This is a genomic window from Gemmatimonadaceae bacterium, from assembly GCA_035606695.1.
GTDB lineage: Bacteria > Gemmatimonadota > Gemmatimonadetes > Gemmatimonadales > Gemmatimonadaceae > JAQBQB01.
The window spans coordinates 97,455-118,466 of record DATNEW010000009.1; the positions used below are offsets into that span (position 1 = coordinate 97,455).

Genomic DNA, 21,012 nt, shown 5'->3' on the forward strand with positions numbered 1-21,012 from the left:
CTCCCGAAAGGAAATGGTCATGACGCCGCGCCGACGCCAATACCCAGGCGGCGCATGCGGCGGTACAGATTCGGACGATCGGTCTTGAGCCGGCGCGCCGCCTCGGCGACGTTGCCGCCGGCCATCGACAGCGCGCGTGAAATGAGTAAACGCTCATAATCGTCGAGCGTGTCGCTCAAGGAGTGATCCAGTGCGACGGGATCGGCGAGCGGCGACGGCGTATGATTGTTACGTGATGCGCGTTCGACCGGCAACACGGCGGCAACCGCGGCGTCGTCCACGATCTTGCCGGCGTGCAGAATCGCCAGGCGCTCGATGATGTTCGCGAGCTCGCGGACGTTGCCGGGCCAGCCGTAGCGCGTGAACGCGGCGATCGCATCGTCGGTCCACGCCGGCAGCGGCTGGCCGGTGCGCATGCGGTGCAGGGCGGAGAAGTGTCGCACGAGGGCCGGAATGTCGCTCGGCCGCTCGCGCAGTGGAGGAATGTGAATTGGTATCACATTGAGTCTAAATAGCAAATCCTCACGGAACGATCCGTCCGCCACCGCCCGCGTCAGATCCTTGTTCGTCGCCGACACGATGCGCACGTCGACCGCGATCGGCTTCCCGCCGCCGACGCGCTCGATCTCCTTCGCCTCGATCGCCCGCAACAACTTCGCCTGCGCCTCGGCGCCGAGATCGCCGACTTCATCGAGGAAGAGCGTCCCGCGATGCGCCAGCTCGAACCGCCCAATGCGCCGATCGGTCGCGCCCGTGAACGCGCCGCGTTCGTGGCCGAACATCTCGCTCTCGACCAGGTCGCGGGGAATCGCCGCGCAGTTGACGCGCACGAACGGCCGTTCGCGCCGCGTGCTGTCGTGGTGAATCGCCGCGGCGACGAGCTCCTTGCCCGTTCCGGATTCGCCCGTGACCACGACGCGCGCGTCACTCGGCGCCACGCGCGCGATGAGCTCTCGCACCTGCTGCATCGCGGGACTGTCGCCGATCATCTCGCCGCTCAAGCCGAGATCCGCGCGCAACACTTTTGCTTCGCGCCGCGCCTGGCGCAACTCGATCGCCGACGACAGCGCGAGCAGCACGCTCTCGGGACTCAGCGGCTTTTCAAGAAAATTGAAGGCGCCGAGTTTGGTGGCTTTGACCGCGTCGCTCAATCCGGCGCGGCCGCTCATCATGATCACCGGCACCTCGGGCACCGACTCGCGCACGCGGGCGAGCGTCGCCATCCCGTCCATGTCGCCCGGCATCATCAAATCGAGCAGCACCACATCCGGCTCGGCCTCGGTCGCGCGTGCGAGACCCGAGGCTCCGTCCTGCGCGTCGCGTACCTCGTACCCTTCCGCCGACAGCAACGCACCAACCATGCGTCGGATGTTCGGCTCGTCGTCGATGATCAGAACGCTGGGCATGAAGCGGGTGGGCTCCGTTTAGGATTTCGCTTCCGGTACGCCCGAGCCCCCCGAGTTGTTCCGTTCGGCTAAAAGCTTGGTGGTGAAGCGCTGGCCTTCCGAGATCCGTTCGACCTCGATCGCGATCGAGTCGAGCGCCTGTTCCATGCGCTCGAGGCGCATGGCGACGTCGGCGGGCAACGCCGGCGGCCGTGTGTCCACGCGATCCAGACGCTTGCCGTACGCGCGCGCGAGCGGTGCGAAGATCGCAATGACCGCCGCGGCGCAGATTGCGACGATCGGAATCGAAATCGGGTCAATCACCATTCGTCCGCCTCCCGTTGGTGCCGGTGGTGCCGGTCGCCGCCGGCAAGAGAAATCGAATCGTGGTGCCGCGCCCGACGGCGCTTTCCGCCTGGACCATTCCGCGATGCGCGAGCACGGTCTGGCGCGCGATCGCGAGGCCGAGTCCTGTGCCGCCGGGCTTCGACGTCACGTACGGATCCCAGATGCGCGCGAGCCGGTCTGGTGAAATGCCGCACCCGGAGTCCGCGACCGCAATCTCCACTGCCTCGTGCTCGCCCGGCATCGATGTCTTGCGAACGCTCACGTCGACGCGACCGTCCGCCGCGCATGCGTCAACAGCGTTGAGAATCACATTCGTCAACGCGCGCGCGAGTGCGTCGTGATGTCCTTCGATCATCGGCACGTCGTCGCCGACGCTCACGTTCGATGCGAGCGTCGGTGGAATCGCGGTGCGCGCCGTGTAGCGCGCGAGCTCGCCGACGTCCACCGCGGCACTTGGTCCTTCGGGCAGCCGGCCGAACTGCGCGAAGCTGCGCGCCATGTTCTCCAGGCGCTCCGACTCGATCGCGAGCACTTCGACCGTCTCGCTCAATTCGGGCGGCGCGTCGCGGCGCAATCGGTCGACGGCGAAGCGAATCGGCGTGAGCGGATTTTTTAGTTCATGCGCGACCTGGCGTGCGCTCTCGCGCAGGGCGGCGGCCCGTTCGGCCTCGAGGGCGCGCGCGCGTCCGAGCTCGAGCTCACTCGCCATGGCGCGCATCCCGCGTCGCAGCACCTCGAACTCCGGCGCGCCGCGGCGCGGCGGCGTCGTCGGCAACGGTTCACCGCGGCCGATGCGCTCCGTCCATCCGACGAGGTCTTGAAGGGGGCGACTCAAATTGCGGCTGAGATGTCCGGCGACGCGCGACGCCACGATACCGATGAGCAGCACGGTGAACAGGGTCGCGAGCGCCAGCTTGCGCGCCAGTTCGTGAAAGACGAAGTCGGCGCGCCTGGACATCACCAGACTTTGCCGCAGGTTTTGTTCGTGGACATCAACGGCACGACGTTCCTCCGCGGTCAGCGGCGCACTCCGTGCCGCGGCGATTGCCCGCTCGCCCGTCGCCGTGAGACTATCCCACGCGGCGGTCGCTCCCGCCAAGGGCAGCACCACCGAACCCATGGTGCTCCACGCGGACGAGATCAACACCGACGGAATGAGCGCGAAGGCCAGCAGGATGAGAAAGAGGCGGCCGCGAAATCCGACACGCTTCACGTAGACTCTCCTCCCGTACGCATGGCGTCTGGCAGCGGTTTCGAGTCAAACATACGGGCCCGCCGCACGGCCAACCACCCTCACACCGCCCTTCACGCGCGATGAAAACGCATACGGATTACCTCACGTTCGAGACGAAGCGCCGGCAGGAAATCATCGACATCACCGACCAGGTCGACGCCTGCCGCGCCTCGGCGGCCATTCGCGAAGGTATGGTGCTCGTCTCCGCGATGCACATCTCGGCATCGGTGTTCGTCAACGATCACGAACCGGGATTGTGGCAGGACATTCTCGATTGGCTCGAGCAGTCGATCGCGCCGTGGGATCCGGAGCGCTACCGGCACAATACCGGCACGGGTGAAGACAACGCGGCCGCGCATTTGCGCTCGTTGACGATCGGCCACGAGGTGATCGTCCCCGTGACGGCAGGGCGCCTCGACCTTGGCCCGTGGCAGCGCATCTTTTATGGCGAATGGGACGGGCAGCGGAAGAAGCGGGTGATATTGAAAGCCATGGGCGAATAGCGGTGGGCTCATCGCCCAGCGCAGCCGCCCATCGCTTTACGCTTAGGGTGGGCCTAAATTCCCCAGTCTGATCCTTAGAGCCAATCATGCATGAATTCTAGACATTCGCGCACGCCGACACGGTCGGCCAGCGCCCTCATTGCCCGCGGTCCGCAAGCTGTCAGCGCACAGCAGTACGGCGTGCAGATCCACGCCCCCAACGCGGCCCTCCTCATCGACTTCGACAACGTCACGATGGGGATTCGCTCCGATCTCGGAAAAGAGCTGCGCAGTCTGCTCTCGTCCGAGATCATCAAAGGCAAAGTCGCCGTGCAGCGGGCGTACGCCGACTGGCGGCGCTATCCGCAGTACATCGTGCCGCTTTCCGAAGCGTCCATCGATCTCATTTTCGCCCCGGCGTACGGCGCGTCCAAGAAGAACGCCACCGACATCCGCCTGGCGATCGACGCGCTCGAGCTCGTCTTCACCCGCCCCGAGATCGGCACGTTCATTCTGCTCTCCGGCGACTCCGATTTTTCGAGCCTCGTCATCAAGCTCAAGGAATACGGCAAGTACGTCATCGGCGTCGGCATTCGCGAATCGTCCAGCGATCTGCTCGTGCAGAACTGCGACGAGTACTACAGCTACAACGCCCTCGCCGGCCTCGTGAAGTCGAGCGACGACGAGCAGAATGCCCGCAAGTACGATCCGTGGGAGCTCGTCACCGAAGCGGTGCAGCGCATGAAGCGCAACAACGACGTCATGCGCTCCGACCGCCTGAAGCAGGTGATGCAGGAGATCGACTCCACGTTCGACGAAAAAAACCTCGGCATCTCCAAGTTCTCGCGCTTCTGCCAGGAGGCCGCGCATCGCGGCCTGCTCTCGGTGACGAAGCTCGATAACGGGCAGCTCGAGGTGGATATCCCCAGCACGACGCCGTCCACGTCGACCGCGATGCAAACGCCGCGCGGTGACGCCGAAGATTTGGCGGTCGAAACGTCGGCGACAACGAGCGAAGAGCGCGAGGGCCGTGAAGGCCGCGAAGAGCGTGAAGGTCGAGAGGAACGCGGGCCGCGCCGCAGCCGGCGTGGTCGTGGTGGTCGCGGCCGCGATCGTGGCGATCGTCCGGAGCGCGGCGATCGCCCGCCGGAGCGTGGCGAGCGAACCGATCGTGCCGAGCAGCCGGCGCGCGAAACTTCGGAACCCGACGCGAGCCGCGACGAGTCCAAAGTCGCTGCCGAGCCGGTGGCTGCTGCTCCGCGGCCGGCGCAACTCGAGCTCGCGTCCGAGCCGTCGCGCGCGTCGGACGGCGCGGGTGTTGGCGGCGAGCGCCTCACGCGCGCTGAAGCGTTCGATCTGGTGCGCCGCACGGTGAACGATCTCGTTCGTGGCGAAGAGTCTGTTCGCGCGAGCGAAGTTCGCCGTCGCGCGCGTCAACTGCTCGGTCGCGACTCCGAGAGTCTCAGCGACCGGATGTTCGTGCGCATCTTGAAGGACGCGCACGATGAGAACATCATCGACCTTCGCCGCCGCGGCGACGATTTCGAGGTCGGTCGTTCGGCCGAGTCAGGATCGGTGGCGGATCAGGTCGCGTCGAACGAACGGGCCATCAAGGCGGCATCGGCCGCCGCGAATCCCGCCATCCCGCAGCCGCGGCTGGGGATGGGACCACGTGGCGGCGGTGCGCGCGGAGGCGGCGGACGCGGTCGGTTGGCCGTGCCGCCAGCCGATTTGCTGTCGGTCGGCATCGTCGAAGAGCCGGCGGCCACTCCGCCGGCGCCGCAACCTTCGGCCGCGGACAACGGTGGCGCGCGTTCACCGGAGTCCGCCTCCAAGCGCAGTCGCGGCGGACGTGGACGAGGCGGCGCAAAGAAGACGGCGGCCGCGGCACCTCCGCCAGCTCCGCCGCCTGCGGCGGAAACGGCAGTTGCACCCGCTGCAAAAGCCAAACGCGGTGCACGGGGCGGCGCGAAGAAGACCGCGACTCGCGCCCGAGCCAAGAAGGGTGCGAGCGCCACGACGGAAGAATGACGAGCAACGCCGCGCCCAAAGCGCGGCGTTCTCGTCTCACGCCGCCGCTGCCATCAGAGTTTTATAATCGCCCCACCGAGCAAGTTGCCCGCGACCTGCTCGGCACCGTGCTCGAGTGTCGGACGCCGGACGGCGTGGCGTCGGGACGCATCGTCGAGACCGAAGCCTACCTCGGCGAAGAGGATCTCGCGTGCCATGCCGCCGCCGGCCGCACCGCGCGAACGGCGCCGCTTTACGGTCCGCCGGGTATCGCGTACGTGTACTTCATCTACGGCATGTACTGGTGCTTCAACGCGGTCACGCGCGCCGAGCATCAGCCGAGCGCGGTGCTCGTGCGTGCGATCGAGCCGGTCCGGGGCATCGACTTGATGCGGCGACGCCGGCCAAAGGTCCGTCGCGACGTCGACCTCACGAACGGTCCGGGAAAGTTGTGTCTCGCACTGGGCATTACGCGCGATCACAATTGGGCGCCGTTACAGCGTCCGCCGCTCGTGATCCGCGCCGGAGCGCCCGTGGCCGATCGCGACGTGACCGTCACGCCGCGCATCGGCATCACGCAGTGGGCGGAGCACCATCTGCGTTGGTTCGTGACGGGAAATGCGTACGTGTCGAAGACACCATCGCATTTCCCGCGGCGCGTGTTCGGCGAGCGACGCGCGGGCGAAGGGTAGAACGCTTTAGAACTTACGAACGATCGATCGACGTGCCGACGTTGTACCGCAGGCCGAATTCATACGTGAAGTTCCACGGCTTGCCGTTGTAGAGGAGAAAGCTCTTCTGCGCTGGATTGGCCGTGCCTTGGCCGAAGACCGAGAACCAGCGGAGACGCCACTGCGCGCCGGCGACGAAGAACGGCGTGAAGCCAACCTTCTGGTTCTGAATCACGGTGTCGGCAAACGCCAACTGATCGGGCGTGCCGAACGGCGGGCGCGGCACCGCACTGCTGATCTCATCGAGCGTCAAACCGGCGCCGGCATAGGGATGGAAGTGAATGTGGTCGCCCGGGAACGCCATGAGCGCCACGTCCACCTTCCGCAAATTCTTCAGGTCGATCGCGCGAAAGCCGCTGTCCTGCGGCGCAAGCGGATCGTGAAGGGTCAGCGTCTGTGTCGTGAAGAAGGCCTGGCCCGCCGAGATGTACAGTCCGCCGTGCGACCGCGTGATGAGCCACTCGACGCCGCCCATCGGCGCGTTCTTCGTGTTCTGGGCGGAGTCGGCGAAGGTGAAGCCGCCGCCCTTGATACCCCAGAACCACGAATCTCTGAACTGACGCCCGCCCTGCGCGGCAGCAATTGTCGGAAGCACCATGACCACCGCAGTGGCGATCGTCAGGGCACGGATCGTTCGCATTCGGAACCTCGGCGATGAGAAGCGGGCCGAACTTTCGGCTCTCTGAATCGGACGAAAAAGGGTCCAAAGGGTCACGCCCACCTCCCATCGCCATGTGATCCACCTCACATTGCGAGTGATGTCGTCGATCCTCCCCGGAAGCCGCCAATTCGAGACGCCCGTCTACGGGACGGTCTTCGGCCAGCGCACGGATGTGCTGCATCGACTGCGCGCCGGCGATCAATTGATTCTCGTGCCCGATCCTGAAGGCACCGACGAACCGAACGTCTGGGTGCACGCGCCGGGCGGCGACGTGGTGGGGCACCTCTCGCCGGACGTGAACACGTGGCTGGTGCCGTGGATGCTGCAAGGCGGCCGCTGTGGCGCCGTCGTCTCACAGATTGGCGGAGACGACGTCGCCAGCTACAAGCGGCTCATCATCACCGTACGATGCCGAGTGTAGCGCCGACTTTCTTGAACGCGCGAATGGCCTGATCGAGATCGTCGCGACTGTGGCCGGCTGAAATCTGGCAACGCACGCGCGCCTGGCCTTGCGGAACCACCGGAAATCCAAACCCGGTGACGAACACGCCTTCCTCGAGCAGCAGGTCGCTCATCTGAATGGCCGCCGCCGTTTCACCGACGATGATCGGCACGATCGGCGTTTCGCCGGCCAGTGGCTTGAATCCCGCTTCGATGATCTGCTCGCGGAAATATGTCGTGTTGTCGCGCAGCTTCTGCACGCGCTCGGGATGCGCTTCGACGTAGCGCACCGCCTGCAACGCGCTCGCCGCCACGGTCGTCGGCAGCGCATTGGAGAAGAGCTGCGGGCGCGCGCGCTGCGTCAGATAATCGGCGACTGCCGCCGACCCGGCGACGAAGCCACCGGCCGCTCCGCCGAGTGCCTTGCCGAGCGTCGATGTGATCACGTCGACCTCGCCGACCACGCCAAAATGCTCCGCGGTGCCGCGGCCGTTCTTGCCGAGGACGCCCGTCGAATGTGAGTCGTCCATGACGACGATCGAGTTCGTGTCGCGCGCGATCTGAAGAATGTCCGGCAACTTGGCGATCGCGCCTTCCATCGAGAACACGCCGTCCGTCCAGATGAAGCGGCGCTTGGCGCTCTTTTGCTCGTTGAGCCTCGCGCGCAGATCATCCATGTCGGCGTGTTTGTACACACCGGTCGTGCATTTGCTGATCGCTTTGGCGAGGCGCATCGAGTCGATGATCGACGCGTGATTGAGCGCGTCGGAGATGATGAAGTCTCCCTCCTGCGCGATCGTGGCGGTGAAGGCCTCGTTGGCGTTCCAGCAGGCGACGAATGAGAGCGATGCCTCCGTGCCGACGAACCGCGCGAGCGCGTGCTCGAGCTCGCGATGGATGGTGTAGGTGCCGCAGATGAAGCGTACGCTCGCGGTTCCGGCACCCCACTTCTTCAATCCGTCGATGCCCGCGTCGATCAGTGACGGTTCGTCGGAAAGACCGAGGTAGTTGTTCGACGAGAGAATGAGAATGTCGCCGCGGCCTTCCATCTGCACGTGCGCCGACTGCGGGGAGTCGAGGTAGTTGAGCCGCTTGTAGACGCGATCGGCCTTGAGCTGATCGATGACTTGCTCGAGGCCGTTGGTGAATTCGGTGTTGAGTGCCAAGAGTGTGCTCCGGTGGTGTACGCAAACTATGGATTCTATAGCGAAAACAAAAAACCGAGCGCACGCGGACTCACGCGGACACTTCGCGGGCTAACGCGGACGAAGACCAGAATGGGTGTGACCGGTCGAGATGCGGGGCGCACGGGCCATCGTTTTCTCTTTTCTTTTGGTGTTCTGGTGTTCTGGTGTTGTTCGCGTGAGCCCGTGCCGTGTCAGCGTTAGTCAGCGTGCGCCCGCTGTTTCCGCCGTTCACGCAATTTCGAAAATGACCTTGCCCGCCTCACCCGACTTGATCACGCGCATCGCTTCATCGGCCGCCTCGAGCGGAAAACGATGCGTGATGACGGGCGTCGGATCGAACTGGCCGGAGCGCAGAAAGCGCGTCATCATCAGCCACGTGTCGTACATGCGGCGGCCGACCACGCCGTAGATCGTCAGACCTTTGAAGATGATCTCCGTCGCGAAATCGATGTCGATCGGCTTGGCGGGAATGCCGAGCATCTGCACGCGGCCGCCGACGCGGACGAGCGCGAACGCCTGGTGCACCGCGGCGGGCACGCCCGACATCTCGAGCACGACGTCGACGCCGAGTCCGTCGGTGTACCGCTTGACGACGGTTTCCGCTTCGTCAGGATGCACGATGTCGTTCGCGCCCATCCGCTTCGCCAGCGCCAGTCGCGTGTCGTTGACGTCGGACGCGATGATGCGCGACGCGCCAGCCGCCTTGCAGATGCCGACGGCGAAGATGCCGATCGGTCCGCAGCCGGTGACGAGCACCGTCGCCCCGGGAATGTCCGCCGTCAGCGCCGTGTGAAAGGCGTTGCCCATCGGATCGTGAATGCCGCCGACGTCGAACGAAACGTTGTCATCGAGATGCCACACGTTCGTTGCGGGCATATTGATGTATTCAGCGAAACATCCGTCGCGATCGACGCCGATGATCTTCGTGTGCGGACAGACGTGCGAGTTGCCGGTGCGGCAGAGCAGGCAGCGTCCATCGACGATGTGTCCTTCGGCCGTCACCCGATCGCCTTCGCGAACGTCGGTGACGAGTTTGCCGACCTGCACGACTTCGCCGGCGAATTCATGACCGATGATCGTCGGCGGCTTGACGCGTCCTTGCGCCCACGCGTCCCACTCGTAGATGTGCACGTCGGTGCCGCAGACGCCGGCGCGTTTCACGCGAATCAAGACTTCGTCGTCACGAATGGCCGGCTCGGGAACGTTCTGCAACACGAATCCGGGCGCGGCCGATGCTTTCACCAGCGCTTTCACGCTGCTCTCCTGTCGATGGGTGCTGCGACGATGATGACGTGGTGCACCACAAAGCTAGGCGCGTCGGCGCGCATGCGCGATGCACTGGTTCGTCTATTGCATGTGATTTACGCCGTTCCTATATTCGCGTGAGAGTAATTATCTCCGCGCACGAGGATAATTGGTGGGTCAAACGCGACGAGAGTTCATCAAGTCGGCGTCGACATCCGCGGCGATGGCAGGTCTCGCCGGCAGCTTCCTCACCGGTCGCAATGCGGCCGACTCTCTCGTCTCCCCGCTCAATCCGTACGCAGCGCCGATCGCCGCCGAGCCCAACATCAAAGAGCTCGCGGCCGTGGCGCTGGACGCGGCGAAGAGCGCCGGCGCCGATTACGCCGACGTGCGCTTCGTCCGCAATCGCAATCAGAACGTCTCCACGCGCGAACAACGCGTCGCCGGCATCGCCGACAACGAGACCTACGGCTTCGGCGTGCGCACACTCGTCAATGGATCGTGGGGCTTCGCCGCGAGCCGCGATCTGACGCGGGAGGAAGTCTCTCGCGTCGCGAAACAAGCCGTCGCTCAAGCACGCGCCAATCGCTCGGCGCTCGTGCGGCCCGTCGTGCTCGCGCCGGCGCCCGTCGTCGCGAACGGCGTGTGGAAGAGCCCCATCGAGATCGAGCCATTCGACGTCGCGATCGAAGACAAGGTCGGACTGCTGCTCGCCGCGAACAAGGCGGCACTCGCCGTCAAAGGCGCTCGCTTCGTCAGCTCGAGCATGTTCTTCCTGCGCGAAGAAAAAACGTTCGCCTCGACCGACGGATCGTTCACGTTTCAGGTCATCTATCGCACCGAGCCGTCCATGACGGTCACCGCTACCGGGAACGGTGACTTCGCCACACGGCAATCGGTGGACGTCGCGCCACGTGGCTTGGGCTACGAGCACGTGCGCGACGCCAGGCTCGTCGAGAATGCCTCGCGCTGGGCCGACGAGGCCGTGCAGAAGCTGAGCGCCAAGTCGGTGGACGTCGGGCGCTACGACCTCGTGCTGCACCCGTCGCATCTCTGGCTCACGATTCACGAGTCGGTGGCGCATCCGACCGAGCTCGATCGCGCGATGGGCTACGAGGCGAACTACGCCGGCACCAGCTTCGTCGCGCCGCCCGAGAAAGTGCTCGGCACCCTCAAGTATGGTTCGGAGTTGATGAACATTCGCGGCGATCGCACCCAGCAGGGTTCGCTCTCCGCCTGCGGGTGGGATGACGAAGGCGTTCAGCCGGAAGACTTCGACATCGTCAAGCGCGGCACGTTCGTCGATTATCACACGACGCGCGAGCAGGCGCTCTGGCTCGATTGGTATTACAAGAAGCGCGGGATACCCACGCGGTCGCACGGCTGCTCGTACGCGCAGACGTGGGCGGCGGTGCAATTCCAGCGCATGCCGAACGTGTCGCTGCTCCCCGGCGACAAGGATCTCGGCTGGGACGATCTGATCGCGGCGACGGATCGCGGCATCGCGATCATCGGCGACGGTTCGTTCTCGATCGACCAGCAACGCTACAACGCGCAGTTCGGCGGGCAGGTGTTCTACGAGATCAAGGGCGGGAAGATCACCGGAATGCTCAAGGACGTCGCGTATCAAATGCGGACGCCCGAATTCTGGGGCTCGCTCGACATGATCGGCGGCGCGAAGAGCTACCACCTGGGTGGCGCGTTCGGCGATGCAAAGGGGCAACCGGTGCAGGTGAACGCGGTGAGCCACGGCGCACCCGTGACTCGCTTTCGCAACGTGAACGTCATCAACACCGGACGCAGCGCGTGACGCTTCGCTCTCTCGCGATCAGCGCGCGCTATCTCTCGCGTGAGGAATGCGAGGCGATCGCCAAGCGAGCCCTGTCCTTCGCGAGCGCGGACGAGACCCGCGTGCTGATCACGAGCAGCAACGTCAGCAACACGCGGTTCGCGGTGAATCAGATCTCCACCGGCGGCGATGCGTTCGACTCCGTCGTCAACGTCATCAGCAAGTTCGGCAAACGCAGCGGATCGGCGTCGACGAATCAGCTCGACGATGCCGGATTGCGCGCCGCGGTTCAGATGTCGGAACGCGTCGCCAAGCTCAGTCCCGAAGATCCCGAGGCGATGCCCGAGCTCGGACCGCAGACGTATCAACCCGGCGTCAATTGGAGCGATGCAACCGCATCGCTCGATCCCGCCTCGCGCGCGACAGCGGTAAGGCGCATCACCGAACCCGCGAAGGCCGCTGGACTCGTCTCGACGGGATTCATGGAGGCGATCACCGGCGCACAGGCGATCGCGAACGGCAAAGGACTCTTCGCCTACAATCGCTCAACGGCTTCGGTGCTCACGACGACCGTGCGCACACCCGACGGCACCGGATCGGGTTGGGCCGGCGCCACGCATCACGATTGGAGCCGCATCGACGCTGCCGCACTCGGCGCTCGCGCAACGGCGAAAGCGCGCACGTCGACGAATCCGGTCGCAATCGAACCCGGACGCTACACCGTCGTGTTCGAGCCCACCGCCGTGGGAAATCTCGTGCAATTCATCGCGCGCGCGCTCAATGCTCGCGCGGCCGACGAAGGTCGTTCGTTCTTCTCATCGCCCGGTGGAAAGAATAAAATCGGGCAGAAAGTTGTCGACGAACGCGTGACCATCACGTCCGATCCGTTCGATCCGGAAGTGGCGGGTTCGCCATTCAGTAGTGACGGACTGCCGACGCAACGCGTCGTATGGATTGAAAATGGTGTTGTGAAAAACCTCGACTATGATAGATATTGGGCGCAGAAAGTCGGACGCGCGCCGACCGGAGCCGGTGGTTCGATCAGGATGAACGGCGGCTCCGCATCGCTCGAGGACTTGATTCGCTCGACACAACGTGGTTTGTTGGTAACTAGATTCTGGTATCTACGGCCGGTGGATCAACGCACGATTCTCTACACCGGCCTGACGCGCGACGGAACGTTCCTGATCGAGAACGGCAAGATCACGAAGCCGGTGAAGAATCTTCGCTTCAACGATTCGCCGATCTTCATGCTGAACAACCTGGAAGCGATGGGCGTTCCCGAGCGCGTGAGCGCAAGCGAAGGGGGCGAGCCGGGCCAGGCGATTGTAGTTCCGCCGTTGAAAGTCCGAGACTTCAACTTTACGAGCCTCAGTGATGCGGTCTGACTGTACCAACGGTACTTCGAGCGAAGGTGCGTAGCGCCGTAGCGAGAAGGCATGACTCACAAGACTTCACTCGTCTCCGCGGAGATGAGTGTAGCGACGGTTGAAAAACCGTCGTCTCGCCGATTCACCGGGGAATCGGCCGAGAGCAAGAACCTCCATTACGGAGATCTTCATCATGGCTGCAAAAAAGGGTCGTAAGAGCGCGAAAAAGGGCGCGAAGAAGGGCGGCGCCAAGCGCGGCGCGAAGAAGGGCGGACGCAAGTCGGCCAAGAAGAGCCGTCGCTAGTCGCGCGTAGCAGGTTGTAAGAACAAGAAAGCCGGCGAGCAATCGCCGGCTTTCTTGTTTTCGCCGTCGCTCAACGCGCATACCGCGCCGCCGCCAATTCCACAATTCGCCCAATCAACCCGTCGTACGCCAGCCCATGCTGCCGCGCCGCGCGCGAGAACTCACTCTCCCGCTCGAGATAGCAGTTGGGATTCACCTCGATCACATAGATCTCGCCGCTCGCCGCCACCCGAAGATCGATGCGCGCATAGTCGCGCAGCCGCAGCGCATGAAACGCTTCGACGGCAACGGTCTGCATTCGCGCCTCGAGCTCCGCGTCGAGCCCCTTCGGAAAGATCGATCGCGTGCCGGCATACTCGGCACCCGATCCCTCGCCGTCGTCGCCCCACTTCGCTTCCCAACTCGCGATGCGCGGCTTGTCCGCCGGAAATCCGCTGAAATCCAACTCGATCACCGGCAGCGCTTCCGCGCTCACGTTGCCGAGCACGCCGACGTAGAACTCTCGCCCATCGATGAACTGCTCGACGAGCACCGGCTGCTGGTACTCCGACTGTAACTCGTCGATGCGCGCGAAGAGATCCTTGATCTCCCGCACCACCGACGCCGACGTGATGCCGAGCGATGCATCCTCCTGCGGCGGTTTCACGATCACCGGAAACGACAGGTTGCCCGCCCAATCCACAGCGCCGCGATACAACGTCGCGAACTCCGGTGTTTGAATTCCGTGAAAGCGAAGCACCTTCTTCGTGAGCGTCTTGTCGCCGGCCAGCAATAATCCCGCGGGGCTCGATCCCGTGTACCGAAGCCCGAGCAGGTTGAGCAGCGCCGCGACGTTCGATTCGAGCGCGCTCTTGCCGCCAAACGACTCGGCGATGTTGATGACGAGCTCCGGGCGCTCGCGCCTGAGCGCATCGACCACCGGCTCGACGTCCTTGTCCACGACGATCGCCGCCACCGTATGGCCGAGCGATTCGAGCGTGGACGTCAATTGTTCGATCACGGGGTCGACCGGCGGTTCCAGCGCGTCCGCGGTGTGCAGCAGCACGAGCTTCATGAGGTCATCGGCCCATCGTCCGCGTGTGCCGGTGATTCATCACCACCGCCGTACCGAACGCCGTCAGCTCGATGAGCGTCGAGGCCTCGAGCCCGCCGACGCGCAGGCCAAGGTCCGTTGCCCGCCGCGCGAGATGATCGACGAACGATCGCACCACGCTCGGCGGCTCGCTCGTCCAGTACGCGATGCGTGACACGATCTCCCGATAGTGCCGGTGCACGAACGAACGCGCCTCTTCGCCACTCGGCGCCTCGGGCGTGGAGAGGAAGATGCGCCGCAAATCGCCGTCGAATTGGCGATCGTCCTCGATCGGTGCCCGGTCCTCGTTTTCCGCGTAGTGGTCGGCCACGGTATAGCGCATCGCCTCCACCGGCAGATCGTCGTCGGTCGGCGACGGCGCGGCGGGAGAGAGCGAACCGATCTCGCGCATCACGGCGTCGACATATTCGAGTTTACTCAATGCCGGCCAGCCCGCGTATTCGCGGCGCCAGTCGAGATCCGGCGTCAGCCATACGGCAAAGGTTTCGGCGAAGTCCTCGTCGGGATGTTTTTGCGCGTACCAGCCGAGAATGTGGCGGACATAGTTGCGGGAGAAGGGGTCCGCGCGATAGCGCTCGCGATACGGTTTGGCGAATGAGCCGAACGCCGCCTTCCACTCGGGACGCTCGTACAGGCTGAACGCGTAGTTGATCGCATGCCCGCATTCGTGGCGCATGTACCGCATCGCCTCGGCATCGTCCTCGACGCCCGCCGACATCTCGGCCTCGATGCGCTCGAGGCGCTCGTCGGCGAGGTAGAAGGGAACGCCGATGAGCGGCGTGCCGTCGGGGCAGCCCCACTGATCGCTGAGGTAGACCGGCGGACGAAAGGCGATGTCCTTGGCGCCGAGCTCGCGGTAGAGCGCGTCGACGAGATGCTCGACGCGCGAGTTGCGAATGCTCAGACCCAGGTCCGAGATCCTGCGCCCGAGCAGCGCGGCCCGTTCGCGTTCCCAGTCGGCATCGCTGGTTTCGCTGGTTTCGCTGGTTTCGCTGGTCGAATCCCGTTTGCCCGCTTCGCGCGTTTCACCGATCACGACCGTCGTGCGCGCAAGGACCGAGCCCATGAAAGGGCGTGAAAAGCGAAAGCCCGGCGAGGATGCCGGGCTGCCAGGGGTGGGGCTGGGATTGTCTGCTTCGACGGAGTGCGAACGCGCCGGCTTAGGGCTAGGCCGCCTTGGTGTCCGGCGAGTCGTCGCCTTCGGGCGCCGGGCCCCAGACGTACGCAAGCACCATGGGGGTGTGCTCCTGGCGCGGTCCGCGGGAGATGACGATGCCGATCGGTTCTTCGCTGGTGATGTTTGCCGCGTTTGCCTTCATATATAGAATGACGAAAAGGTCGAGATGAAATGGAGATGAACCGAGCTGAAAAGCGTGGCCCGGCGACGAGAACGGTTCGCCGCATCGGGCCACGCTGGTGCACCGGGTGGTATTCCGCGGTGCGGCCTTCAACGTGTTCAATGTGCTGTCGCGCGTGGGAGCTAAAGCACTGACGATGCCAGGAATGGCACGCGTTGTAAGTGCTTGTATTTCAGTTATTTAAAATCAAATCGCCGGCGGAATGCGCCGGCGCTGTAGTGAAATGACACAAGCATTTTGACACGCTTGTGTCAAAACGACACACAGCTCAGGCCGCCCCCTTCCGTGCCACGAACGTCCGCGTTCGCCCATCCGCCCGCTCCACCGTCACCTCCCAATCGCGATACCGAGTCCGCAGCTCGTCGAGCAACGGCGCGCCGGTCGACTTTCCCGACGCGGCAAGCGTCTGCACCAGATGCACGCCCCCGTCGAGCGTTGCACTCTGCAGCACCTCGATAACGCGGGCCCGTTCGTCCGACGACAACTCGTCGAGCGCCGCCAGATTCACGATCACCGCATTGAGCGGACGCTCCGGCGTCCAGGACGACAGGTCGCCGATCTGCGCGTGCACCCGCCCCGCGAGGCCGGCGCCGATCGCGGCCTGCATGACCCGCTCGACCGTATCGAACTCGGACGTGATGGTCGTGACGTCGCAGCCGTTGGCCGCGAGATAGAGCGCCGAGACTTCGTCGTTGGCGCCGGCGACGAGCACCTGGCCCTGCGAAGACCGCGGGAACGCCCGCACCAGGACGTCGTCGGGCCGAAGTCCCCAATGCTCGGGACGGCGGAGCTCGTCGATGAGCTTCAACCGGCGACGGCGCCACGAATCGTACGTCGGCAGCCGCAGACGGCGCACGATGATGCGATCCACTTCCTCGCACAAGAGCAACTCGGTGAGCGCGAACTGCGGCTGCGCGGACAACGACGAGACCGCCTCGTCACCGATGCACAGGAGAACGCTGCGCGGCACCGACTCTTTGTAGTTCTCTATTTCTTGTTCGACAAACAGCTCGTATTCGTGCCGGAGCGAGCGTGTCGGTCGTTGAGAAGAGCCCATGCTACCGCGGGAAAGGTGGAGAGATGGAGCGTAAGGTAGATCTCGGTCCCGACGATGCAAGGCCGGATATCGCAACGCCCATCGCCCATCGCCCATCGCCCATCGCTAATCCGGTTCGATGTGCACCGTGACTTGCGATGTACCGAACTCACGCTCGATCGCCGCCTCGACGGCATCCGCCAGCCGATGCGCTTCGTCCACCGGCGTCGCACCGGATACGGCGATGGTCACTTCGGCGAAGAGCTGGCCCGACGCGGTCGACCGTGAGCGCACGTTGCGCACGTCGCGGATTTCGGGCACGCCCAGCACGACACCGCGCAGCTCGCCGGCATCGATCGCTCGCTCGTCGACGAGAATCGGAATCGACTGTCGAAGAATCTGCCAGCCGCTCCACGCGATGATGAGCGCAACCGTGATGGCGAGCGTCGCGTCGAGCGCGGGCCAACCAACGCGCGAGAGTGCCAACGAACCGACCGCGAGCAGCGTGACGAGAATGTCACTCGCGGTGTGCGCGGCGTCGGCGAGCAGAAACGCGCTGGCAAGCTGTTTCGCCCGCCGCCGCTCGTACGCGACGACGAAGAAGTTCACGGCGAGCGTGAGCGTGATGACGGCGACGTCGATCGAATGAATCGTATGCGGCGGGCGGCGCGACATGAGCGCCGTCACGCCTTCGCGCAGCAGCTCGAAGCACGAGATCGACAGAAAGCCGACGATGCCCAGGGCGCCGAGTGTTTCGAACTTGTCGTGGCCGTAGGGGTGATCTTCGTCCGGTGCGCGGCCCGCGACGTCGACGAGCATGACGCCGATGAGATTGTTCAGCATGTCGAGCGCCGACTCGAGCGCGGCACCGAGTACGGTGAGCGCGCCGGTGCGTAACCCGATGATGACCTTGATCAGTGCGACGACAGCGTTGAGGACGAGAACGACGATGAGCGTTCGTCGAACGCCGGGAGCGCGGAGCGCGGCGGAGACTTCGCCGATGCTGCCATGGCTGCCATGGCTGCCATGACTGCCATGGCCGTTCCCGCTGCCGCCGCGTCGCGGTCGCGCCGCGCCCGATTGAGTCGAGGAGTCCACGCGTGCAAGTTGGTTGGGTCGTGAATCGCTGGTCAACCATGAAAACCATGAACGCGCACGAAGCGCGAGCTCGTGCCGGTGCGGAGCGTGAATGCCCGAGCTACCGGAAGTCGAAAGTGCCGTTCGGCGCCTGCGCGCCGCCGCCGCGGGCAAGAGGATCGCGCGCGTCCAGCTGCTGCATCCGTCGCTCAAGCGTCGCGTGTCGCCCGCAAAGTTGCGCTCGCTGCGCGGTGCGCGTGTTCAATCGGTGGAGCGGCGAGGCAAGCATCAGCTGTTCATGCTCGACGACGGCCGCGTGATTCACGCCCACTTTCGAATGACGGGCGACTGGCTCATGGATCGGGACGGCGACGATCTGCCGCGCTTCGCGCGCGCGACGATCGCGTTCGACGATGGCTCGCGCGTCGTCCTGAACGATCCGCGCGCCTTGAGTACCGTGGACGTGCATCCGCGAGGCGCCGACCTCGCCTTCGGCTTGGGGCTCGAGCCCGGCGATCCCAAGTTGACGGCGGAGTATCTCCATGCCGCGCTCGCGAAGCGGCGTGGTCCAATCAAGCCGGTGCTCCTCGATCAGCGCGTCATCGCCGGGCTCGGCAACATCTACGCGGCGGAATCGTTGTGGCATGCGAAGATTTCGCCGACAACGGCGGCGTCGTCGCTCACGACGAAGCAGTTGACGGCGTTGCTTGCGGACATCCGGAAGGTGATCGATCGCGCGACCGGTGCGCGGTATACGGACGCGTCGGTGTCGCGGTTGGCGGTATACGATCGCGAAGGCAAGCCGTGTCGCCGGTGCAAGACGCCGATCGAGCGCATCGTTCAGGCGGGACGATCGACGTATTTCTGCCCGAAGTGCCAGCGCGGGTAACGGATTACCGGCGAATCAATCCAGCGCCTCCAACAACGCGCCCTTCAGATACCCGGTCTCCGGAATCGTCACGACCTCCGGATGATCGAGCGGCTGCGTCGTGATCGTGCGGAGCGCCATGCGACGGCCCGCGTCGGCGGCTGCGTCGCGCAGCATGTCGAGGAAGAGCGGCTTGGTGAGATGAAAGCTGCAGCTCGCGCTGAAGAGGAGGCCGCCGCGGGAGAGCAGGCGCATCGCGCGCAGGTTGATGTCCTTGTAGCCGCGGATCGCCGCCGGCAGCGACGGCTTGTTCTTGGCGAACGCCGGCGGGTCGAGCACGATCGTGTCGAATCGATCGCCGGCTGATTGGCGTTCGCGGAGGTAGTCGAACGTGTCGGCCTCGAGGAGCTCGATGTTCGCGATGCCGTTGCGCGCGCAGTTCTCTCCTGCGCGCACGAGCGCGTCGGCGGAGCTGTCGAGCGCGATCACGGAGTCGGCGTGCCGTGCGAGATGGAGCGCGAAGGATCCGTGATAGCTGAAGCAGTCGAGCGCGCGGCCGCGTGCGAGGCCGCCGATCAGCACTCTGTTCTCGCGTTGATCGAGGAACGCGCCGGTTTTCTGGCCGCGCCACGGCGCGGCGAGAAAGCGAATGCCGTGTTCGCTCACCTCGATCTCTTGCGGGACGTCGCCGCGCAGCAGCTCGACGCCGACGGGCAAGTTTTCTTTCGCGCGGAGCGCGACGTCGTTCCGCGCGAGAATGCCGGCGGGCTGTATGAGATCGGTGAGCGCGTCGACGATCTGGTCGCGAAACGTTTCAACGCCGGCGCTCATGAGTTGAACGACGAGCCAGCGGTCGTATCGATCGCAGATGAGCGAGGGGCATGCGTCGCCTTCGCCGTGGATCAGGCGGTAGGCGGTTGCGACGGTGGCGAGTGGTCGCCGCCGCTCGACCGCCGCGCTGATGCGCCGGTGCCACCATGCGGCGTCGAGCTCGGCGTCAGCGGAGTGGTCGACCATGCGCAGCGCGATCTCGGACGACGGGCTCCATAGGGCGACGCCGATGGGTTTGCCGCGGTAACCATGAACGCGCACGGCGCCGGCGGGCGCACTCGGGCGTCGTTCGATGTCGCTGCGGTAGATCCACGGGTGGCCTTGTTGCCAGCGGCGTGCGCCTTTGGCGGAGACGACGGCGACGTCGTACATGAAAGCGGGTGCGTCGGTTGTGGCGAGTGAATCGAGTGGGGCGAGCGTGTCTTGAGTGTAGCGAGCTTCCACCTCGGACAACACGCCGGCGCCCGATCACACGATCCTGGGCGATTTCGCACTCTGGTCATCCTGGAGTGGCCCCTCGTCACCGTCCACACGCTCCAACACGGCGCCCAGCGCCCTCAGCTGACGATGCCACGTCAACCGGCACACGTGACAGTGCCGGTCCAACGTCACGCGCCCGTCCGGCCATGTGCACCGGAACATCTCCGTCGGCACATTGCGGTTGCCGCACCCGCTGCAGCGATCAACCACGCGGCGCTCCGTACTTGGCGTACAACGTCTCGAAATACGCGATCACCTCGCGCGGCGACTTGATCCCCACCCGTGACTCGCCGCGCAACTGCTTGACGCGCCCATCGGGCAGTCGAACCGCGACGCGGATCACCACGACGTCGTCGCTTCGTCGCCGAGCGACGAGCACCGCAACGCCGGACGCGAGCAACTCATAGCGCAGCGGACACAGGTTGCCTCGACGTCCAGGCACCGAGTAGGCTGCTGCAATGATCCGCTTCGCTCGCAACGCCGCGCGCATTTTCGCTGTCGATCCCATTGGCCGACATCTCCGCTCGACCGTGTGCCGTACCTGCTGTTGCGCCACCGCCCACGAACCGCGTAAGCTCACCCGTGTAATCATCACGCATTCGGACAAGATTCGGACAGAAGGCTAGGCGCCCACTCGGCGAACGTCAATGCCGGGTAGGCCGCAGTTCGACACGACAGCCATCCGTCGCCTCGTCCAGCGGCGCGTCGACGACACGTCGCTGCGCGCCGTCGCCGACGAGATCGGCGTGAGCAAGAGCGGCTTGGACAGCTTCCTCCGCGGCCGGGAGCCGTACCAGAAGACGCGTCTCAAGCTCACCGCGTGGTTCATGCGGCAGCGCCATCCCGACAGCTCGTCCGTGCGGCCGGCGGAAGTCGACGCGGCCATCGCGCTGCTCGAGCGCTACATCCAATCCGTCGGCACCGACGCCATCCGCCAGCGCCGCGTGCGCGAAGTCGCCAGCCGGTTGTTCGCCGACACAGGGGACGACGCGAAGGAGACAAAAGACACAAAAGACACAAAGGACACCAGCGGCCCCAGGGACACGAAGCGCCGCTGAGGGCACCGCCGGCGGCGCTCAGCC

The 21,012-nt window shown here is 65.0% G+C and carries 21 protein-coding genes; 8 read left to right on the top strand and 13 right to left on the bottom strand.

Features of this window, described 5'->3' with window-relative positions:
* Window positions 1-17 precede the first annotated feature (17 nt).
* From VN706_02830 to VN706_02840, 3 genes are read right to left on the bottom strand one after another with little or no spacing between them, the layout of a single operon-like run.
* Complete coding sequence (locus VN706_02830; GenBank protein HXT14538.1) at window positions 18-1,406, bottom strand: sigma-54 dependent transcriptional regulator; 1,389 nt, start codon at window positions 1,404-1,406, stop codon at window positions 18-20.
* 18 nt (window positions 1,407-1,424) lie between these two features.
* Entirely contained in the window at window positions 1,425-1,712 is a 288-nt protein-coding gene (locus VN706_02835) for a hypothetical protein (GenBank protein ID HXT14539.1), read from the bottom strand.
* Window positions 1,702-2,946 carry a HAMP domain-containing sensor histidine kinase gene (locus VN706_02840; GenBank protein ID HXT14540.1) on the bottom strand — a complete coding sequence of 415 codons (1,245 nt, stop codon included), beginning with the start codon at window positions 2,944-2,946 and terminating at the stop codon, window positions 1,702-1,704. Before VN706_02840 ends, VN706_02835 begins: the two co-directional genes overlap by 11 nt.
* 101 nt (window positions 2,947-3,047) lie before the next feature.
* Here VN706_02840 and VN706_02845 point away from each other — a divergent pair, with 101 nt between their 5' ends.
* The 3 genes from VN706_02845 (at window position 3,048) to VN706_02855 (ending at window position 6,151) form a co-directional block, all read left to right on the top strand.
* The gene (locus tag VN706_02845) at window positions 3,048-3,470 is read left to right on the top strand and encodes a secondary thiamine-phosphate synthase enzyme YjbQ (GenBank protein HXT14541.1); all 423 of its coding nucleotides are present in this window, start codon (window positions 3,048-3,050) and stop codon (window positions 3,468-3,470) included.
* Between the two features lie 90 nt (window positions 3,471-3,560).
* Window positions 3,561-5,480, top strand: a complete 1,920-nt coding sequence (locus VN706_02850; GenBank protein HXT14542.1) for an NYN domain-containing protein — start codon at window positions 3,561-3,563, stop codon at window positions 5,478-5,480.
* Window positions 5,477-6,151 carry a DNA-3-methyladenine glycosylase gene (locus VN706_02855; GenBank protein HXT14543.1) on the top strand — a complete coding sequence of 225 codons (675 nt, stop codon included), beginning with the start codon at window positions 5,477-5,479 and terminating at the stop codon, window positions 6,149-6,151. The genes VN706_02850 and VN706_02855 overlap by 4 nt, the downstream gene beginning before the upstream one ends.
* A gap of 13 nt (window positions 6,152-6,164) precedes the next feature.
* On the opposite strand, the gene VN706_02860 is transcribed toward VN706_02855, so the two are convergent.
* Window positions 6,165-6,830: a hypothetical protein gene (locus VN706_02860; protein ID HXT14544.1), complete on the bottom strand. Its 666-nt coding sequence runs from the start codon at window positions 6,828-6,830 to the stop codon at window positions 6,165-6,167.
* 94 nt (window positions 6,831-6,924) lie between these two features.
* Between VN706_02860 and VN706_02865 the strand changes: the two genes are divergently transcribed.
* Window positions 6,925-7,272: a hypothetical protein gene (locus VN706_02865; GenBank protein HXT14545.1), complete on the top strand. Its 348-nt coding sequence runs from the start codon at window positions 6,925-6,927 to the stop codon at window positions 7,270-7,272.
* On the opposite strand, the gene VN706_02870 is transcribed toward VN706_02865, so the two are convergent.
* Window positions 7,250-8,458: a glycine C-acetyltransferase gene (locus tag VN706_02870; protein ID HXT14546.1), complete on the bottom strand. Its 1,209-nt coding sequence runs from the start codon at window positions 8,456-8,458 to the stop codon at window positions 7,250-7,252. The genes VN706_02865 and VN706_02870 overlap by 23 nt on opposite strands.
* A gap of 249 nt (window positions 8,459-8,707) precedes the next feature.
* Window positions 8,708-9,733 (bottom strand): L-threonine 3-dehydrogenase, encoded by a 1,026-nt coding sequence (gene tdh, locus VN706_02875; GenBank protein ID HXT14547.1) that lies wholly within the window; start codon window positions 9,731-9,733, stop codon window positions 8,708-8,710.
* Between the two features lie 163 nt (window positions 9,734-9,896).
* On the opposite strand from tdh, the gene VN706_02880 reads away from it, so the two are divergent.
* Together VN706_02880 and VN706_02885 are read left to right on the top strand one after the other, a co-directional pair.
* A complete protein-coding gene (locus VN706_02880) occupies window positions 9,897-11,534 on the top strand; it encodes a TldD/PmbA family protein (GenBank protein HXT14548.1) in 1,638 nt (545 codons plus the stop codon).
* On the top strand, window positions 11,531-12,901 hold the full coding sequence (locus tag VN706_02885; GenBank protein ID HXT14549.1) for a TldD/PmbA family protein: 1,371 nt from the start codon (window positions 11,531-11,533) through the stop codon (window positions 12,899-12,901). The genes VN706_02880 and VN706_02885 overlap by 4 nt, the downstream gene beginning before the upstream one ends.
* 356 nt (window positions 12,902-13,257) lie before the next feature.
* Here VN706_02885 and VN706_02890 read toward each other — a convergent pair whose 3' ends face one another.
* From VN706_02890 to VN706_02910, 5 genes are all read right to left on the bottom strand, one after another.
* The gene (locus tag VN706_02890; protein HXT14550.1) at window positions 13,258-14,241 is read right to left on the bottom strand and encodes an ATP-grasp domain-containing protein; all 984 of its coding nucleotides are present in this window, start codon (window positions 14,239-14,241) and stop codon (window positions 13,258-13,260) included.
* A 4-nt stretch (window positions 14,242-14,245) separates the two neighbouring features.
* Entirely contained in the window at window positions 14,246-15,346 is a 1,101-nt protein-coding gene (locus VN706_02895; protein HXT14551.1) for a putative zinc-binding metallopeptidase, read from the bottom strand.
* Between the two features lie 100 nt (window positions 15,347-15,446).
* Window positions 15,447-15,599, bottom strand: coding sequence for a hypothetical protein (locus VN706_02900; protein HXT14552.1), 153 nt, complete (start codon window positions 15,597-15,599; stop codon window positions 15,447-15,449).
* A 307-nt stretch (window positions 15,600-15,906) separates the two neighbouring features.
* Window positions 15,907-16,695 carry a hypothetical protein gene (locus VN706_02905; protein ID HXT14553.1) on the bottom strand — a complete coding sequence of 263 codons (789 nt, stop codon included), beginning with the start codon at window positions 16,693-16,695 and terminating at the stop codon, window positions 15,907-15,909.
* A 105-nt stretch (window positions 16,696-16,800) separates the two neighbouring features.
* Window positions 16,801-17,772 carry a cation diffusion facilitator family transporter gene (locus tag VN706_02910; protein ID HXT14554.1) on the bottom strand — a complete coding sequence of 324 codons (972 nt, stop codon included), beginning with the start codon at window positions 17,770-17,772 and terminating at the stop codon, window positions 16,801-16,803.
* Window positions 17,773-17,863: 91 nt separating this feature from the next.
* Between VN706_02910 and mutM the strand changes: the two genes are divergently transcribed.
* Window positions 17,864-18,640, top strand: a complete 777-nt coding sequence (mutM, locus tag VN706_02915; GenBank protein ID HXT14555.1) for a bifunctional DNA-formamidopyrimidine glycosylase/DNA-(apurinic or apyrimidinic site) lyase — start codon at window positions 17,864-17,866, stop codon at window positions 18,638-18,640.
* A gap of 15 nt (window positions 18,641-18,655) precedes the next feature.
* Here mutM and VN706_02920 read toward each other — a convergent pair whose 3' ends face one another.
* Window positions 18,656-19,822 carry a class I SAM-dependent rRNA methyltransferase gene (locus VN706_02920; GenBank protein HXT14556.1) on the bottom strand — a complete coding sequence of 389 codons (1,167 nt, stop codon included), beginning with the start codon at window positions 19,820-19,822 and terminating at the stop codon, window positions 18,656-18,658.
* A 310-nt stretch (window positions 19,823-20,132) separates the two neighbouring features.
* The gene (locus VN706_02925; protein ID HXT14557.1) at window positions 20,133-20,438 is read right to left on the bottom strand and encodes a hypothetical protein; all 306 of its coding nucleotides are present in this window, start codon (window positions 20,436-20,438) and stop codon (window positions 20,133-20,135) included.
* 139 nt (window positions 20,439-20,577) lie between these two features.
* Here VN706_02925 and VN706_02930 point away from each other — a divergent pair, with 139 nt between their 5' ends.
* Window positions 20,578-20,988, top strand: a complete 411-nt coding sequence (locus VN706_02930) for a hypothetical protein (GenBank protein ID HXT14558.1) — start codon at window positions 20,578-20,580, stop codon at window positions 20,986-20,988.
* Window positions 20,989-21,012 lie beyond the last annotated feature (24 nt).

Coding starts and splice junctions, on each gene's coding strand:
- VN706_02830 (HXT14538.1), bottom strand. CDS start 1,406: ATGCCCAGCGTTCTGATCATCGACGACGAGCCGAACATCCGACGCATG.
- VN706_02835 (HXT14539.1), bottom strand. CDS start 1,712: ATGGTGATTGACCCGATTTCGATTCCGATCGTCGCAATCTGCGCCGCG.
- VN706_02845 (HXT14541.1), top strand. CDS start 3,048: ATGAAAACGCATACGGATTACCTCACGTTCGAGACGAAGCGCCGGCAG.
- VN706_02850 (HXT14542.1), top strand. CDS start 3,561: ATGAATTCTAGACATTCGCGCACGCCGACACGGTCGGCCAGCGCCCTC.
- VN706_02855 (HXT14543.1), top strand. CDS start 5,477: ATGACGAGCAACGCCGCGCCCAAAGCGCGGCGTTCTCGTCTCACGCCG.
- VN706_02860 (HXT14544.1), bottom strand. CDS start 6,830: ATGCGAACGATCCGTGCCCTGACGATCGCCACTGCGGTGGTCATGGTG.
- VN706_02890 (HXT14550.1), bottom strand. CDS start 14,241: ATGAAGCTCGTGCTGCTGCACACCGCGGACGCGCTGGAACCGCCGGTC.
- VN706_02895 (HXT14551.1), bottom strand. CDS start 15,346: ATGGGCTCGGTCCTTGCGCGCACGACGGTCGTGATCGGTGAAACGCGC.
- VN706_02900 (HXT14552.1), bottom strand. CDS start 15,599: ATGAAGGCAAACGCGGCAAACATCACCAGCGAAGAACCGATCGGCATC.
- VN706_02905 (HXT14553.1), bottom strand. CDS start 16,695: ATGGGCTCTTCTCAACGACCGACACGCTCGCTCCGGCACGAATACGAG.
- mutM (HXT14555.1), top strand. CDS start 17,864: ATGCCCGAGCTACCGGAAGTCGAAAGTGCCGTTCGGCGCCTGCGCGCC.
- VN706_02920 (HXT14556.1), bottom strand. CDS start 19,822: ATGTACGACGTCGCCGTCGTCTCCGCCAAAGGCGCACGCCGCTGGCAA.
- VN706_02925 (HXT14557.1), bottom strand. CDS start 20,438: ATGGGATCGACAGCGAAAATGCGCGCGGCGTTGCGAGCGAAGCGGATC.
- VN706_02930 (HXT14558.1), top strand. CDS start 20,578: ATGCCGGGTAGGCCGCAGTTCGACACGACAGCCATCCGTCGCCTCGTC.